Annotated in this window: 8 protein-coding genes; 5 read left to right on the forward strand and 3 right to left on the reverse strand. The window is 64.3% G+C overall.

Translation table 11 applies throughout. The annotated features are described in order from the left end of the window. Positions 1-196: 196 nt before the first annotated feature. From dnaE to ABXH26_RS14095, 3 genes are all read left to right on the forward strand, one after another. A complete protein-coding gene (dnaE, locus tag ABXH26_RS14085; protein WP_353567722.1) occupies positions 197-3,664 on the forward strand; it encodes a DNA polymerase III subunit alpha in 3,468 nt (1,155 codons plus the stop codon). A gap of 281 nt (positions 3,665-3,945) precedes the next feature. Continuing rightward, positions 3,946-8,706, forward strand: a complete 4,761-nt coding sequence (locus ABXH26_RS14090) for an autotransporter-associated beta strand repeat-containing protein (RefSeq protein WP_353567723.1) — start codon at positions 3,946-3,948, stop codon at positions 8,704-8,706. Between the two features lie 29 nt (positions 8,707-8,735). Further along, on the forward strand, positions 8,736-9,068 hold the full coding sequence (locus ABXH26_RS14095; RefSeq protein WP_353567724.1) for a hypothetical protein: 333 nt from the start codon (positions 8,736-8,738) through the stop codon (positions 9,066-9,068). 55 nt (positions 9,069-9,123) lie between these two features. On the opposite strand, the gene ABXH26_RS14100 is transcribed toward ABXH26_RS14095, so the two are convergent. After that, positions 9,124-9,378, reverse strand: a complete 255-nt coding sequence (locus tag ABXH26_RS14100; RefSeq protein WP_353567725.1) for a hypothetical protein — start codon at positions 9,376-9,378, stop codon at positions 9,124-9,126. 143 nt (positions 9,379-9,521) lie between these two features. Between ABXH26_RS14100 and ABXH26_RS14105 the strand changes: the two genes are divergently transcribed. After that, positions 9,522-10,076 (forward strand): hypothetical protein, encoded by a 555-nt coding sequence (locus ABXH26_RS14105; protein ID WP_353567726.1) that lies wholly within the window; start codon positions 9,522-9,524, stop codon positions 10,074-10,076. Positions 10,077-10,104: 28 nt separating this feature from the next. Continuing rightward, the gene (locus tag ABXH26_RS14110) at positions 10,105-10,275 is read left to right on the forward strand and encodes a hypothetical protein (protein ID WP_353567727.1); all 171 of its coding nucleotides are present in this window, start codon (positions 10,105-10,107) and stop codon (positions 10,273-10,275) included. A gap of 560 nt (positions 10,276-10,835) precedes the next feature. On the opposite strand, the gene ABXH26_RS14115 is transcribed toward ABXH26_RS14110, so the two are convergent. Together ABXH26_RS14115 and ABXH26_RS14120 are read right to left on the reverse strand one after the other, a co-directional pair. Beyond that, the gene (locus tag ABXH26_RS14115) at positions 10,836-13,391 is read right to left on the reverse strand and encodes an FG-GAP-like repeat-containing protein (RefSeq protein ID WP_353567728.1); all 2,556 of its coding nucleotides are present in this window, start codon (positions 13,389-13,391) and stop codon (positions 10,836-10,838) included. A 505-nt stretch (positions 13,392-13,896) separates the two neighbouring features. Continuing rightward, the gene (locus tag ABXH26_RS14120) at positions 13,897-16,536 is read right to left on the reverse strand and encodes a beta strand repeat-containing protein (RefSeq protein ID WP_353567729.1); all 2,640 of its coding nucleotides are present in this window, start codon (positions 16,534-16,536) and stop codon (positions 13,897-13,899) included. Between the last annotated feature and the right edge of the window lie 28 nt (positions 16,537-16,564).

Consider the following 16,564-nt stretch of genomic DNA (forward strand, 5'->3'; position numbering starts at 1 on the left):
GTGTAGAATTGGCACGAAAACAAGAAGGAGCCGAAATAGACGGACGAAGTTCGAAAACCCAGCCCCTCCCCCCAGCGCGAACCTCCCAACCCGGCGGCGCAACACCGCCCACCGCGCGCGATTTCCCGAATCCACCCCCCGCCGCCACCCCCTCCTTGCCCTCCCGCGCGCAGCCCGCCACAGTCGGTCCCGCCCGATGTCCGACTCCTTCGTTCACCTCCACGTCCACACCGAATACTCGCTGCTCGACGGCATGGCGCGGACCAAGCAGCTCGCCGCTAAGGCCAAGGAACTCGGCATGCCGGCCGTCGCCATGACCGACCACGGCAACCTCTATGGCGCGATCGAGTTCTTCCTTTCCTGCAAAAAAGAGGGCGTGAAGCCGATCTTCGGCTGCGAGATCTACCTCGCGCCGGGCAAGATGGAGGACAAAAAGGAAGTCCCCGGCCGCAAGCGCGCCTGCCACATGACCCTCCTCGCCGAGACCGACGAGGGCTGGACGAACCTGCAAAAGCTCGTCTCGAAGGGCCACCTCGAAGGTCTCTACTACGGCAAGCCGCGCGTCGATCGCGACGCCTTGCGCGAGTTTTCGAAAGGCATCATCTGTCTGAGCGGCTGCATTTCCGGCCCCGTCAACGAATGGCTCCTCGCCGGCGACATGGAGAAGGCCCGCGAGACCATGGCCGAGCTGGTCGAGATTTACGGCAAGTCGAACGTTTACGTGGAAATCCACGACCACGGACTGGAGCCGCAGCGCAAGGTCACGCCCGGCCTGCTCGCGCTGGCGAAGGAATTCGGCCTCAAGCCCGTCGCCGCAAACGACGTCCACTTCGTCAACCGCGACGACCACGAGGCGCACGACGTCATGATCTGCATCGGCACCGGCAAGCTGCTGATCGACGAGAACCGCATGCGCTACACCCCCGAGGTGCATTTCAAGTCGGCCGAGGAAATGCGCGCCCTGTTCGCCGAAGTGCCCGGCGCCTGCGATGCCACGCTCGAGATCGCCGAGCGCTGCAATGTCGAGCTGAAGCTCGACTCGACCAGCTCGGAGAAATACCCGCAGTTCGATTCGCCCGACGGCTCGCCGCGTGAGGAATACCTGATGCGCGTCTGCCAGGAAGGCCTGCTCAAGCGCTACGGGGCGGAAAAGGCGGCCCTGCCGGAAATCCAGGAGCGGCTGAAGTACGAGGTCGGCATCATCAACCAACTCGGGTTCGCGTCGTACTTCCTCATCACCGCCGACTTCATCCAGTGGGCGCGCGACCACGACATCCCCGTCGGTCCCGGCCGTGGCTCGGCGGCCGGATCGCTGGTCGCCTACGCCATGGGCATCACCAACATCTGCCCGCTCCAGTTCGGTCTGCTGTTCGAACGTTTCCTCAACCCCGAACGCGTCAGCCCGCCCGACGTCGACATCGACTTCTGCCAAAGCCGGCGGCCGGAGGTCATCGACTACGTCCGCCAGAAGTACGGCGAACGTAGTGTTTCCCACATCATCACCTACGGCACCCTCGGTGCGAAGAGCGTGCTGCGCGACGTTGCGCGGGTCATGGGCGTTTCCTACGGCGAGGCCGACAAGATCGCCAAGATGATCGAGGCCAAGCCCGGTGTCACCCTCAAGAAGGAGTGGGACACCAAAGCCGAGCTGCGCGAGTTGATCGAAAGCTCGTCGAGCTATCAGGAATTGTGGGACTACGCGCTCAAGCTGGAGGGCCTAACGCGCAACGTCGGCATCCACGCCGCCGGCGTCGTCATCGGCGACCGCAATCTCGACGAGCACGTCCCGCTCACCCGCGGCAACGAAGGCGAAGTCGTCACCCAGTTCGACATGGGCGCCATCACCGAGGTCGGACTGCTCAAGATGGACTTCCTCGGCCTGAAGAACCTCACGGTCATCCAGGACGCCGTCGAGCACATCAAGGTCCACACGCCCGGCTTCGTGATCGAGGACGTGCCGCTCGACGACCAGGCCACCTTCGCCATCCTCAACCGCGGCGAGACGATGGGCGTGTTCCAGCTGGAATCCGGCGGCATGGTCGAGACCTGCCGGAAATACCAGATCGAGAAGATCGACGACATCATCGACCTCCTCGCGCTCTACCGCCCGGGCGCCATGCAGTTCATCGACCAGATGATCGAGGTGAAAAAGGGCCGCAACCAACCCTTCTACGAGCACCCGCTGCTCGAGCAGGTCAGCGGCAACACCTACGGCGTCATGATCTATCAGGAGCAGGTGCAGAACGCCGCCAAGCTCCTCGCCGGCTACTCGCTCGGCGGCGCCGACCTGCTGCGCCGCGCGATGGGGAAAAAGGACCCCGCCAAGATGGCGAAGGAGCGCGACAAGTTCGTGCAGGGCTGCCGCGAAACCAACGGCATCGACGAGAAGCTGGCCGACGCCATCTTCAAGAAGATCGAGATGTTCGCGGGCTATGGTTTCAACAAGTCCCACTCCGCCTGCTACGGACATATCTCCTACTGGACGGCCTATCTGAAGGCAAACTTCCCGGTCGAGTTCATGGCCGGCCTGCTCTCGAACGAGATCAACAACACCGACAAGATCGGCGTTTTCGTGGCCGAGTGCCACCGGATGAAGATCGAGATCCTGCCGCCCGACATGAACCAGTCGCGACTGCGCTTCGCCCCGGAGCCGACGCCCAGCGGCGCGATGGCGATCCGCTACGGCCTCGCTGCGATCAAGAATGTCGGCGAGGGCGCCATGGCCCAGGCCATCGCCGAGCGGGAGAAGAACGGACCCTTCGAGTCGCTCGAGGACTTCGCCAACCGGCTCGACTCGAAGGTGGTCAACAAGCGCATCCTCGAGAACCTGATCAAGGCCGGCGCCTTCGACTGGACCAACGAGGGCCGCGCGACCATGTGCTCGCGCCTCGAGCAGGTCTGCGCCAGCGCCTCCTCCCTGCAGCGCGACCGCGCCTCGGGGCAGGTCTCGATGTTCGACGCCATGGATTTCGGCGCGCCCGCGCCGGCACCTACGGCGACCGCCGTAGAAGTCGAGGAGTGGAGCAAGGACGAGCGCTTGGTCATGGAAAAGGAGCTGCTTGGCTTCTACGTCACCGGCCACCCGCTCGACAAATTCCGCTCGGTGCTCGATTCCGACCGCTACTGCAAGCTCGGCCTGGTCGATGAGATCGAGGTCCACAACCCGCGCGACCGTTTCCCCTTCGCCGGCATGATCCGCAGCGTCGACTCGCGCCTCACCAAGACCGGCAAGCCCTTCGGCATCCTCGTCGTCGAGGACTTCACCGGCTCGCGCGAGATCATGGTCTGGGGCGAGAGCTTCGTCCCCGCGCGCGATGCCGGCATCATGACGCCGGGCACCGTGATCCGCTTCAAGGCGCAGGTCCAGATCGACGACCGCACCGACTCCCGCCGCCTCACCGGCTCGGAGATCAACGAGCTGAAAAGCCGCGGCGGTGGCGCGAACTCGAAGTTCGTCGAACTGGCGTTGTGGACCGCCCGCCACTCCGAGCAGGACCTGCAGGAGATCCGCGAAGCCATCGCCGAGCACCCGGGGAAAACGCCGGTGTTGATCCATTTCCAAAACTCCGCCGGCAAGCGCGCCACCGTCGAGCTCGGCGAAAACTACCGCGTCCGCCGCGGCCTGAAACTCGAGTCCGCGCTGGGACGGTGGATGGATGGGTGAGGCGGGGCCACAAGGCCCGGTTCACCGCCTTTTCTTTGTCTTGGGGCTGGTGTCGTTCTGAGAGCCGCTACTCTACCACCTGCGGATCGAGGTTGTCGTGGTCCATGCCCACTAGGTCACGAAGGCGGGCGGCGAAGCACTCGTTCTGCCGGCGGGTATTTCTTCCGTCCTACCTGAATTCTCTTCCGGTGCCCGGAGTTTTGCCCTCGACTTCTGACATGATATCCAAGCCCTCCCTTTGTACACGGAAATGCTTTTGTTTTGCGGCGGCAATTTCCGCCGTGCAGGCCACGCCGCTCTACTGGGACGGCAGTTCCACCACAGCGGATGCTGATGGCGGCGCAGGCGTCTGGAGCACCGCCGCGGTACCGACGAATTGGGATAGTGAGGTAGTGGCGGGCAGCGATCTGCCATGGACCAATGGCTCGGAGGCGGTTTTCGGAGGCGTCGGTGGAGAGGTTACGGTGTCCGGCAGTGTTAGTGCTGCCTCGCTCACCTTTGGCTCTCCTGGCTATTCCACGGTCGGCGGCACCATTAACCTCACCGGCACTCCTGCCATTGATGATGGAGGTCATGACGTCACCATCGGCTCCGTCCTCGCCGGTTCCGCGCCGATCGTGAAGACCGGCAGCGGCACCCTCACCCTCGCGGGGAGCAACACCTTCAGCGGACTCTTCACCATTTCCTCCGGCACGGTGAAGGCTGGCATCAACACGCCGCTGGGCACGGGCACCAGCACCTCGAATGGCACGGTCGTCTCCTCCGGTGCCACACTGGATATCAACGGCCGGTCCCTCGGCAACGAGCGTGTTACCATTTCGGGCACCGGTGTTGGCGGCGCGGGTGGTCTGGTGAACGGCTCCACGACCACACGCTACGCTGCCGTCCGCTATCTCACCCTTGCGGCTCCGGCCAGCATCGGCGGTATCGGCACTTGGGACGTGTATGGGACCGGAGCCTTAAACATGGGCGGCCATGTTCTGACAAAGACCGGGCCCGGCGACTTTCAATTGGGCTCTGTCAGCGTGACGAACCCCGGCAACATCGATGTCCAGTCAGGCCGCTTCTGGATCGATGGTTCGACTTCGTTGCCCTCGAACGCGAATACCCTGACGATCCGCAGCGCGGCCACGCTCGCGCAATCGCAGAACAATGTCTCCCAACAGTATTGGAAGCTCGCTTTCGAAGAGGGTACGACCTGGCATTCCGGCTACCGCGCTTCCTCCTGGCGCGGCGAGGTCACGCTGGACGGTGATACCGCTTTCGATGTCGGCCCGGAGATTTCCAGTTATGCAACGACCCAGCGCGTCTTTGGCCGAATCGGCGGTGCCGGATCCTTGACCAAAACTGGCCCAGGAGCCCTGACCCTTTCCTCCCTGAATGACTATACCGGCGGCACCACGGTCAATGAGGGCACGTTGAGCCTGAGTTTGGCCAATACCACCACGGGTGAGGGCACCGTCGTCGGGCCGGTGACGGTGAATGACGGCAGTCTGCTCGTGGCAGCGAATGGAGCGCTGGGCTCTGCGGCTGGCAGCCGGGTGACGGAGATCACGCTGAATGGCGGGATGATGCAGATTACCAGTGGCGGGATTCATTCCGTGCCACTGCTCAAGATAGGCGCCGGGTTGGTACGCACTTCGGCCACTCTGCCCTCTTCGACCTCATCCCAGTACTACACTCTTCGTGATGACGCGGTCGTCCAAGGTCTGCCATCCACTACCGGGGGCAGTATCCTCGGCAGGCTCCACCTCGGCAGCGGCAATACAGGCAACACCTCGGTTTTTGAGATCGCCGAGGGCGAGGCGGTCGACGACCTGCGGATTGATGCCGCCATCACCGAGGAGGCTCCGGGCTGTGGCATCACCAAGGACGGCCCCGGTACCCTCGTTCTCGCCTCGCCGAGTCTCTACACCGGCACTTCCACGATTGCGGAGGGCACCCTGAAACTCGCTGCCGCCGCCACTCTGACGGATTCACCCGTGGTCGTGGAGGATGGTGGGTGCTTCGCCTCTGACACCGCGGGTCGGACCGTCGCCTCACTCACCGTTCAGGCCGGCGGGGCCCTCCAACTTCCGGCCGTAGCTGCCGGCACCACCTACGTGGCGGGGGAGCTGAACCTGGAGAGCGGCAGCATCAACATCAGACCCTTGATCGGTGCGGGCACTCCGACGGGCACCTATGATCTCATCACGGCCGACAGCATCACGGGGTCGGGTATCCCGGTCCTGGATCTTTCCGGCAGCTTCGGTCCCACCCGTGTTACCGGCAGTGTGGCGGTGAACGGCAACAAGCTCCAGCTCACCATCACCGGCACCGGCGCGGGCTTGCTATGGAACAATGCCACCGCCGGGGGTGCTGCCGCCGGCACTTGGGACAGCTTGCTCGCGAACTTCCACGACGGGGTCTCCAACAGCAACTTCCAATCCTTCGACAGCGTCATCTTTGACGACACGGTCGCCCCCGGAGCGGAAAAGACCATCACCCTCGGTGCCCATCTCGCCCCCGCCAGCGTGACCATCGACAACTCGCAAGGGGACTACCGGTTCGATACCACTCCCGGCACGTTGGATGGCGCGGGCTCGCTGGTGAAGACCGGCAGCGGCTCGCTCGTCATCGACGGCGCGAACAGCTATGCGATGAGTGGTCCGATCCATGCCGGTGGCGGGGTCATCGACTTCTCCGGGAAGACCGTCGGCGCTTCTTCTCTCCTTCTGGACGGCGGAGCCTTCAACAATGCCACCGCTTTCATCGACAGCATCGACCTGCGTTCGGGAAGCTCGGATGCGCTCCTCAACACCACCGGGACATGGACGAAGTCCACGGCTGGTACAGTGACACTTACTGCGGACAGTGCGCTCAAGGGCCCTGGCATCGTCTCGGAAGGGAATCTGAACGTGGGCAATCCTGCCGCGCCCGGCAGCACCGGCAGTCTCGGGATCCACCCGATCGAAATCGCCTCGGGGGCTTCTCTCACTTTCGCCCGCGGCGACTCCAGTCCGATCATTTCCAGTATCTTCAGTGGGAATGGCAGCCTTGGTTTCATCGGCACAACCAGCGGTGGCGATTTCAGCTTCTCTTCACCGAATGCCGGGTTTTCCGGTCTCGTGACCGTTACGAATGCCCGCGTTCGAGTGGAGCCCGTCGGCGGCGTTGGCAGTGGGCCCATCGCGCTCGTCGGCAAGTCCAGCCTTTGGGTTCAGGATGCTTTCGCCACCAATCCGGTCTCCATCACGAATTCCGACAGCTTCTGGGGGGCGGGGGACTACTCTTCCGGACTTCTGGTGCTTTCAAACGCTCAGTTGGCTGGCCCGATCACTTTGGAGGGAAACAAGAACTATGTGGTCCGCTCCACAGGCGATTTGAACCAAGTGAACAGCAACGCCATCACAGGAGCGATCGGTGAGACCGGTGGTCCCGCGGGGCTCTCGATCTATGACGGCTACGGGACCAGCACGCTGACGATTGGCGGGGCGAATACCTACACTGGGCCCACCTACATCGGCCCTTCCGTGGACGCGAAGCTCACCGGCAGTCTTGCCGGCAGCGCGGTCTACGTTGACTACCTTGCTTCAATTGGGGGAAATGGCGTGATAGGAACCGGCGGTTCGCTCGTCTTCGCAAGTAGTTCTCTGAGTCCGATCCTGGTGGCTGACATGAGCGGCGACGCGCTCACCGTGAATGGCGACGTGAATCTCGGCTCTTCTACCAAGCTGCTCTTGGATGTCGTGCCCTCCCCTGTGAGCGGGCCGATTCCGGTGCTTCAGTATACCGGCACGCTCACGGGCGGCCCCGCGAACCTGGCCCTCTACAATCCGGCCAGTCGCCGGCAGGCGGTGTTTTCCTTCACCCCGGGGCTGATCAGCGTGGACGTCGGCTCGAAAGCCCTTGTCTGGCGCAGCGGCACGACCTGGCAAAGTGGCGGCACCACCATGTGCTGGGGCACCAGCGGCAGCGGCACGCCCACGGACTTCTTCTTCGACGGCGATAGCGTCCTCTTCGACGATACTGGCGACCCCGCCTACTACATCGGCGGCTCCTACGAAGCAAAACCCTCCGCTATGGAGGTGAACAATTCTGCGAAGGACTACTTCATAGGCACTCCGATCGGCGGTCCCTGCCAGGTGACGAAGAACGGCAGCGGCTCCCTCAAGCTGGCCGGCCTTGACAGCACCTATACCGGCGGCACGGTGGTGAATGCCGGTCGCCTTGAAGCGCACTCCGGTGGAGTGAAGCCGCCGCTCACGCCGTTGGGAACCGGTCCGGTAAGTATCGCGGTCGATGCCACCTTGGCCGGCGAAGCGACCATTCCCGGTGCCGTGACGATTGAGGGCATCGTCACGCCGAATGAGAGCAGCGACAATCCGCTGGGCACCCTGATTGCCGGGCCCACCGTGTTGAGCGGCACCTATGTCTGCCAGCTTCGTCAGACGGGTTGTGACCTGCTGGAGGTGATGGGGGATTTGGACCTCACTGGTTCTACTCTCACTCTTCTCAATGAGTCCTCCACCACCTCCAGTCCCTCTTCCTTTGTCATCGCCAGTTACACCGGCAATCTCACCGGCAGCTTCGCTACGGTGAACGGCTTGCCCGCGGATTACGTGCTGCGCTATGACAGTGATGCTAAGCAGATTCTCGTCGCGCCCCTTGGTCTGGAAGCTTGGATCGCAGGCTTCCCCGGATTGGGCGACGTCTCCGCGACCGGCGACCCGGATAGCGATGGCATCTCGACCATTCTGGAATATGTCCTTGGCGGTCACCCGGGCCAGGCCGACACCGCGATCCTGCCTCAGCCTTCGATGGATGATTGGTATTTCTACTTCCACTACAAGCGGAGCGATGCATCCTACCACCACACCGTGCAGACCGTGCAATGGACCACCGATCTGGAGAACTGGACAGACATCCCGGTCGGCACCTCGAACGACGGCACCGTGATGATCACAACCAATGGCGACGATCCGGATAACATCACCATCCGCATCTTGAGGGAGGAGGTGGATGGCGGCATCTACATGCGCCTGAAGGTGGAGGAGCTGTGAGCCACGATGATCTCGTGATCCGGGCGAACTTGTCTGTAACGTCGCGGCACGGAATCCTCAGGCATCGGTGTGAACGCACCGACTCCCGCCGCCTCACCGGCTCCGAGATCAACGAGCTGAAAAGCCGCGGCGGTGGCGCGAACTCGAAATTTGTCGAGCTGGCCTTGTGGACCGCCCGCCACTCCGAGCAGGACCTCCGGGAGATCCGCGAAGCCATCGCCGAGCACCCGGGGAAAACGCCGGTGTTGATCCATTTCCAAAACTCCGCCGGCAAGCGCGCCACCGTCGAGCTCGGCGAAAACTACCGCGTCCGCCGCGGCCTGAAGCTCGAGTCCGCACTGGGACGGTGGATGGATGGCTGAAGCGGACCGCGTGGCTCCAGCCGCGACCGGCATCATGGCCTTCCCACCGCCGCGTTCAGCCCCGGATCACCGGCTTGTCCTTGGCCCGGGGTTGGCGACGCTCGGCGAAAAGCTGCTCCTTCACCTCCGGATCGAGGCCGCCATAAACCACACCCACCAAATCCCGAAGCCGGGCGGCGAGGCGCGACTTCGGATTCCATGAGTAGATCAGGGTGCGCCCCTGGCGCTGGCAGACCAGTGCCCCCGAGCGCTCGAAGCGGTCGAGTTGACGCTGGACGCCATCGAGCGACACGCCAAAGTCGCGAGACACCGCCCTCCCATAGGCATGTCCCTGATGGAAAAGCGCGAGAAGCACAGCTTCCGCCGATCTTCCGCCGAATACATCCTGGAGCGCCGTCGAGATCATGACCGGCATCTTCGGTCATCTGACCGTATTTTCAAGTCACAAGTGCCATGGAGGAACCCGACTGGAAAAGCTGCACAGAAGAAGAATTGTGGCGCTACGTGGCTTGGCACTTGGAGGGTGCCGGCATTCGCTCCGTGCTTGTGGGCGGAGCGGTCGTCTCGATCTATACCGACGGGTTGTATCGCTCTGGCGATCTGGATTTGGTGCCCGATGACAGCGGCCGGACGCGATTGGCTCCAGTGTTGGCGGAGATCGGCTTCAAGCCCTCGCGGTCGCGCTACTTCAAGCACCCGTCCTGCCCGCACCTCTTTCTCGAGTTTCCCCGCGGTCCGGTGGAAATCGGCGAGGAGTTTCCGGTGGTCCCTGCGGAAATCAAAGTCAAAGGCCGGACCCTCCGCTTGCTCTCACCGACCGACAGCGTGAAGGATCGACTGGCAGGCTATATCCACTGGAAGTCCCGGGCGAATTTCGACCAAGCGGTCTTGATCTGCCGTCATCAGAGAAACGCGGTGGAACTGGCGGCTGTGCGACGGTGGTGTGCGGGAGAAGGAGGGGGAGAAGCCTTCGAAGAGCTGATGGAGAGTCTTGCTGGTATGGATTAGCATTCGGCGTCTCGTCTCAGCAGGCACTTTGCCCGCCACGACCAGCGAAGCCATCGCCGAGCATCCGGGGAAAACGCCGGTGTTGATCCATTTCCAAAACTCCGCCGGCAAACGCGCCACCGTCGAACTCGGCGAAAACTACCGCGTCCGCCTCGGCCTGAAGCTCGAGTCCGCGCTGGGCCGGTGGATGGATGGCTGAAACGGACCGTGTGGCTCCCGCCGCGACCGGCATCATGGCCTTCCCATCGCCGCGTTCAGCCCCGGATCACCGGCTTGTGCTTGGCCCGGTGGAAATCGGCGAGGAGTTTCCGGTGGTCCCTGCGGAAATCAAAGTCAAAGGCCGAGCGGTGCCTTGCGAAGGCCGACCGGGGCGTTGCGCGTGCCGACCGGGGCGTTGCGCGTGCCGACCGGGCCATTGCGCGGGCTGACCGGGCCATTGCGCGTGCTGACCGGGCCATTGCGCGTGCCGACCGGGGCGTTGCGCGTGCCGACCGGAGCGTTGCGCGTGCCGACCGGGGCGTTGCGCGTGCCGACCGGAGCGTTGCGCGTGCCGACCGGGCCATTGCGCGGGCTGACCGGGCCATTGCGCGTGCTGACCGGGCCATTGCGCGTGCCGACCGGGGTGTTGCGCGTGCCGACCGAGGCATTACGCGGGCCGACCGGGGCATTGCGCGGGCCGACCGGAGCGTTGCGCGGGCCGACCGGGGCATTGCGGGCGCCGACCGGAGCGTTGCGCGGGGCCGAGTTTCCGCCCCCTGACTACTCCTCAGTCTCAAGTCGGAAGAAGTTCTTACGGGGCTCGTTGGGATCGGTCAGGTCGATGGGGAGATCGTAGGAAAGTTCGTCTTCACTCAGGGTGGCACTGCGCGAGGACGGGGAAAAACCCGCGGCGGGGTCGGGGGTTTCGGTGAGGTGGTATTCCGGATAGAAGCGGGACCAGCTCAGCAGCAGGTGGCCTCCCGTGCGTGCCGTTTCCAGGACGGGAAGCTTGATGCCGAGGCCGGGGATGGGATTGACGAAGTAGGTGACATATCCTTTTCCACTGGGACAAACCAGGTCCGGCCAGCCGTCGAGGTTCAGGTCGGTGGCGAGCAGGTTCGATCCGCCGATGCCGGCCGTGGTGAAGGGGGTGAACGTGAAGTCCCCTTGGCCGCGCAGCAGCCAAAGTCGCTGGCCGGCGCGGGAGATGCCGAGGTCCGCCTTGCCGTCGCGGTCGGCGTCCATGGCGACGAGGCGGGAGACGCTGGTTTGCTCATCGTCCCAGATGATCGGCGCTGCGAAACCGCCCGTCCCCAAGCCTTCATGAAGCCGGATGATCCACGCGGAGCCTGCATCGGTGCGCGTTACCGTGGCGAGGTCCGGTTTGGCATCGCCGTTGAAATCCGCGGCGACGAGACCGACCGGGAACACGCCGGAAAGCACGTTGGGAGCCGCCGCGAAAGTGCCGTCGCCATTTCCCAATCGCACGGCGATGGCACCGTCGGGCGGCGGCGAGGAGACGGCCCGGGTTCCCTCGACGCTGGCCACCCAATCCAACTTGTGGTCGCCGTTCAGGTCCACCAGCAGCAGGTCCGATGGCTTGGAGCCGATCGCGATCGGCGTCTCCGCGGCGAACGTTGCCGCGTCGTCGCCGGTCAGGACCAATACGGCACCGGTCCCCCGGTGGGCGATCACCAGATCCGGGTCCGCGTCGGCATTCACCAAGCCTGTCCGCAGCGTGCTGAGGTTCGCGTCGTTGCCATCGCTGCCGCCGAGGCCGGTGGTGGTGACGCCCGCGGCGGGAAAGCCGCCGCTGCCGTCGTTGAGCGCCACGACCAACTCCATTTCGTTGAAACCAATCGCCAATATCGCGAGGTCGAGGTCGCCATCCTGATCCCAGTCCCCCGCCACGATCTGGTCGCCCGGCAGGTTCAGCGCCACCGGCGCGCCGAAGCGGCCCCCGCCGGTGCCGGGCAGGATTTTCACCCCCGTGCCGTTTCCCCACACGCTGCCGGTCCCATCGGAGATCCCGCCATTGGCCACCGCGATGTCCGGCAGATCGTCGCCGGTGAAATCCGCCACGGCGGCGGACTTCGCGGCGTTGCTGGCGGCGTAGTTCGCGACCATCGGCACTGCCTGCGGCCAGTAAAACCCGCCTCCCCCCGCGCCCAGGATCCTCGTGGGATCGCCTCCCGCGTTGGTGAAAAGCAGATCCGCTACGCCGCGCCCGGCCAGATCCGCGATGCAGACCTGCAAGGGGGAGCCATTCAGCGGGAAACGCCGCGTGGCCGAGGCATCGATGGTCCCGCCGCCCCCGTTGAAGAACACGTAGCCCATGTCCTTTTGCGGAGAGCCGAGCACCACGTCCGGCAAACCGTCGCCATTGAGATCCCCCACATCCAGCGCCTCGCTGCGGATGCCCTCGCCGATGGGGATGACCGTGGGAAAGCCGCCGCTGCCGTCGCCGAGATAGATGGCCCCGTTGCTCACGATGTCGTCGTGGTCGTCCACGTCGGGGTTGAAATCCACCACCCTCACCTCGGCGGGCTGGATGGGAGAAGCCAGGGAAACGGAGGTGCCGAACGAGTCGCCCGGGCCGCCCGGTTTCACCACCAGGCGCATGTTGCTGGCGTTCCCGTCGGCGATCACCAGGTCCGGGTCTGGGTCGGCATTGAAGAAACCCAGCGCCACGTCGACCGGCGCGCCGCCGATCGGGTCCTGCACCGGGCCGGCTGAAAAGGTTCCGTCGCCATTTCCGCTGAAGACCCTGTAAGTGCCGGCCGTGGTGCTCAGATTCGTGGTGGGGCATGCGATCACCAGATCGATGTGGCCATCCACGTCCGGGTTCAGGTTCATCGCGGCGATGCCGGATGGATAACTCGTCCCGAGGTCGATCTGCTGGGTGAGCTGGAAGGTGTTGCCGTGGAGGACCTGGACGAAAACTTTGTCCACCGTGCTGTCCACGGTGTAGGCGATGTCGTCCTTCTCGCCGTCGTTGTCGAAGTCGGCGATCACGTGGTCCGTGGTGTAACCGATGTCCGAGTGGGTGAAGGAAACCTCTCCCGGCGGGCCGGTATAGGTCACCTTCAGGTCACCCGTCGTCGCACCGGCGGTGGTCCGGACCTCCGCCCTGGTCCATGTGCCGCCGAAGAAGAGTTCCAGAATCACCTCCTCCTTCACCCCTGCGCCCGCCGCGATCTCCTGGACGATTTCGTGGATGATGGGGCGGCATCCAGCCACGATCAGCCACAGCGCGAGGATGGGCAAGGAAGCCAGTGCCACACGGCGGCCGGACGGGCCGTGAGCGTTTCCCGGGGATGCGAGCTTGCGTTTCATGACCCTGGCTCCCGCAGAGCAACCGAACGGTTCCTCCCATTGACACCGGTCTTGCTGAAACCGCGCCCGGAAGCAAGCACGCGGAAAGGCGGCGGGAAAATAAACGGCCTGTCCGGAAAGGCGAGTCCGGCGCCGTTCGGAGGGCGGTTTCCCTTCTTCCGAGTTTTCGGAAGGTCGCTGGACGACCGTGGAGTCGGCTTCCGAGTTTTCGGAAGGTCACTGGAAGATCGTGGAGTCGGCTTCCGGGTTTTCGGAAGGTCACTGGACGATCGTGGAGTCGATTTCCGGGTTTTCGGAAGGTCACTGAACGACCGTGGAGTCGACTTCCGAGTTTTCGGAAGGTCACTGGAAGATCGTGGAGTCGACTTCCGAGTTTGCGGAAGGTCACTGGACGATCGTGGAGTCGATTTCCGGGCTTTCGGAAGCGTCCGCCTCTACAGGTTCCCTTCCCGATGCGTCACCGTTTCCTCAGCAACGGCGGGGAAGGGATCCTCGGTGGGGAGGGTCAGCGGGTGCGCCGGCGATGGACGAGGCCGGCGGCGAGGAGGAGCCCGGCAAGGGCGTTGCTGGTCTCGGGCACGGCGCTAAATGACAGGGTATTGCCGGCGAGGCTGAAACTGCCGGTGGTCGGCGCGCCGATCACGTTGCCGGAGGTGTTGTAATACTGGAAGCCGCCGACGAAGTAATTGGCCCAATTGGTGACGGGGGTGCTGCCGTCGGTGGTGAAGATGTCCGACCAGGTGTGGCTGGACGTCCAGAACGAGTCGGAGAAGTCGGCGTCGCCGATCACCACGCGGAAGATGGAGCTGCCGCCCCCGCTCAAGGTGCCGGAGACATCGACCGCGTCATACCCGGTGCCGCGGGTCTGGGTCAGAGTGCGATCGATTTCCCAGGAGAAGATCGATCCGTTGTCGTAGGTGAGGTTGGTGAACGACTGGACGCCGGGGCCGTTTCCGGGAGCATGAATGCCTCCGCTCTGGATGGTGGTGGTGCCGGCCAGGGAGCCGTCGCCGCCGAGGGTGGCGCCGCTGGAAACGGTGGTGTTGGCGCTGGCGTGGCTGCCGTTGACGAGCAGCGTGCCGCCGGTGATCGAGGTGTCACCGGTGAAGGTGTTGTTTCCGGAAAGGGTCTGGGTCCCGGTGCCGGTTTTGACCAGGGCAACGGTTCCCGCGCCGTTCTCGATGGTGCCGGCGAAGGTGGGGCTGCCGACGCTGTTGTTTTGGCCGAGGGTCAGGGTCGAGGTGGTGGAAGCCACGCTGTTGGTGACGGTGCCGGATGTTCCCGACAAGCCATCGAAGCCTTCGCTGAGGCCGGCGAGATCGAAGGTGCCGCCGGTCATGTTGACGGCGGAGTTTTGATAAATCTGGTCGCCGCCGGTGCCGCCGAGGCGGGCGGTGCCGCCGGTGATGTTCAGGGCGTAATCGGATCCTCCGCCCGAGCCGAGCGCGTGGACGCCGCTGGAAGAATCTTTTCCGAGGACGAGGACGCCGGCATCGACCCGGGCACGGGCGTCGCCGTTATCGCCGTTTCCGGAGAGGGTGAAGGTGCCGTTGCCGATCTTGCGCAGGACGGAGGTGGAAGCTCCGAAGAGGCGGCCGGAGAAAGTGCCGCCCGCGTCGTTGTTGCCGACACTGAGGCTGGCGTTGTTGCCGAGGGCGATGCTGCCGCTGCCGCTCAGGCCGTTGACGGTTTCGGTGAAACCGTTGACTTCGAGCCGGCCATTCACGGTGACGTTCCCTTTGCCTGCGCCGTCGGGGATGACCTCGTTGGCGGCCAGCCGGAGGGTGGGGTTGCTGCCGGCTTCAATGACGGTGCCGCCGGAGTAGTCGTTGGTGTTGTTGCTGAGGATGACGATGCTGCCGCCGCCGGAGCCATCGGCGCGGATGTTCAGCACCTGCAGGGTGCCGGTGCCGGTGACCTTGCCCGCCAGCTCGAGGGTCTTGTCGCTCCACCAGGTGCTGACGCTGCGGTTGCCCGTGCCGGCAAGGGTGAGGGTGCCGGTGAGTTTGTTGGCGCTGTTGCCGTCCTGCAATCCTCCGACCAAGGCGCCTTGACGGCCATGGACGGTCGCCGCGCCGTTGAGGGTGATGTTGTTGCCGATGGTGAGGTTGTTTCCTGCAAGGACGAGCTGAGCGCCGCCGGCGACCGATACGTCGCCGCTGCCGAGGCTGTTGTTGGAGCCTTCGTTGGAGCTGTTGCCGACCATTTCCCCGACGGACAAAGCACCGCCGGAAATGGTGGTCCCGCCCTGATAGGTGTTGTTGCCGAGTAGCGAGAGAGTGCCGCCATCGGTTTTCGTGAGGCTGCCGACCCCGGTGATCGCGCCCGCGATGGTCATCCGGCCGTCGCTGCCGTAGCCGACCTGAATGCTGCCATTTGAAGCGCCGAGGGTGATGCCGCGGTTGGCGTTGAGGGTAAAAACGCCGCCGTTGTCAAAGCCGCCGCCGGCGTTGTTGACGATGCCGCTGACCAGGCCGCCGCCGTTGAGGGTGATGCTGTCGGCCACGAAGGTGCCGGGCACGGCTCCCAATGCACCGTCGCCGTTGATGCCGAAGCGGCCTTCATTGACGATGATCTTGCCGGTGAAGCTGTTGAAACCGTTGTTGAAGCTCAGCATGCCGCCCCCGGTCTTGGTGATGGTGCCGGAGCCTGAAACCACGGTGGAAATCCGCGTGCCGCTGCCGATGTTGAAAATTTGATCTCCCGATACCACGAGGCCTCCGACGCCTGCGATCTGGTGGTAGTTGCTGGTGGTGGTGAGTCCGCCGGTGAGCGTGAGAGCCCCGCCATCGGTGGCGATGGTGTAGTTGGCGTTGCCCAGGGAAACATTGCCCGCGGAAATGGCGGTGCCGAGGGTCACGCTGCCGCCGCTGCCGCCAAAGATGGCGCTGTCTCCGGAAGTCCAGGCCACATGCGGCGTGTTGCCGGCGTCCCAGTTGAGCAGGGTGTTGTTCCAAGTGCCGTTGCCACCGGCGCTGGCTCCGTCGCCATTGCCTGCGATATCGCTGGTGCCGCCATCCCAAAAGATGGTGGCGGCGGGGAGCGCACCACCGCTAAGGGCGATGGCCAGCAGGAGGGAGGCGGGGGATTTCAGGCTCCGATCAAGGTTTCGGGCGTGGGGATACCGACGAGGTGGGGTCTTCATGGATGAGGGAAGGCGAGGGGTTGAGGCG

The sequence above is a fragment of the Haloferula sargassicola genome (assembly GCF_040362925.1).
GTDB classification, from domain to species: Bacteria; Verrucomicrobiota; Verrucomicrobiia; order Verrucomicrobiales; family Akkermansiaceae; genus Haloferula; species Haloferula sargassicola.

Bases quoted from the DNA above. Each gene is read 5' to 3' on its own strand.
- dnaE (WP_353567722.1), top strand. From the start codon at position 197: ATGTCCGACTCCTTCGTTCACCTCCACGTCCACACCGAATACTCGCTG.
- ABXH26_RS14105 (WP_353567726.1), top strand. From the start codon at position 9,522: ATGGAGGAACCCGACTGGAAAAGCTGCACAGAAGAAGAATTGTGGCGC.
- ABXH26_RS14115 (WP_353567728.1), bottom strand. From the start codon at position 13,391: ATGAAACGCAAGCTCGCATCCCCGGGAAACGCTCACGGCCCGTCCGGC.
- ABXH26_RS14120 (WP_353567729.1), bottom strand. From the start codon at position 16,536: ATGAAGACCCCACCTCGTCGGTATCCCCACGCCCGAAACCTTGATCGG.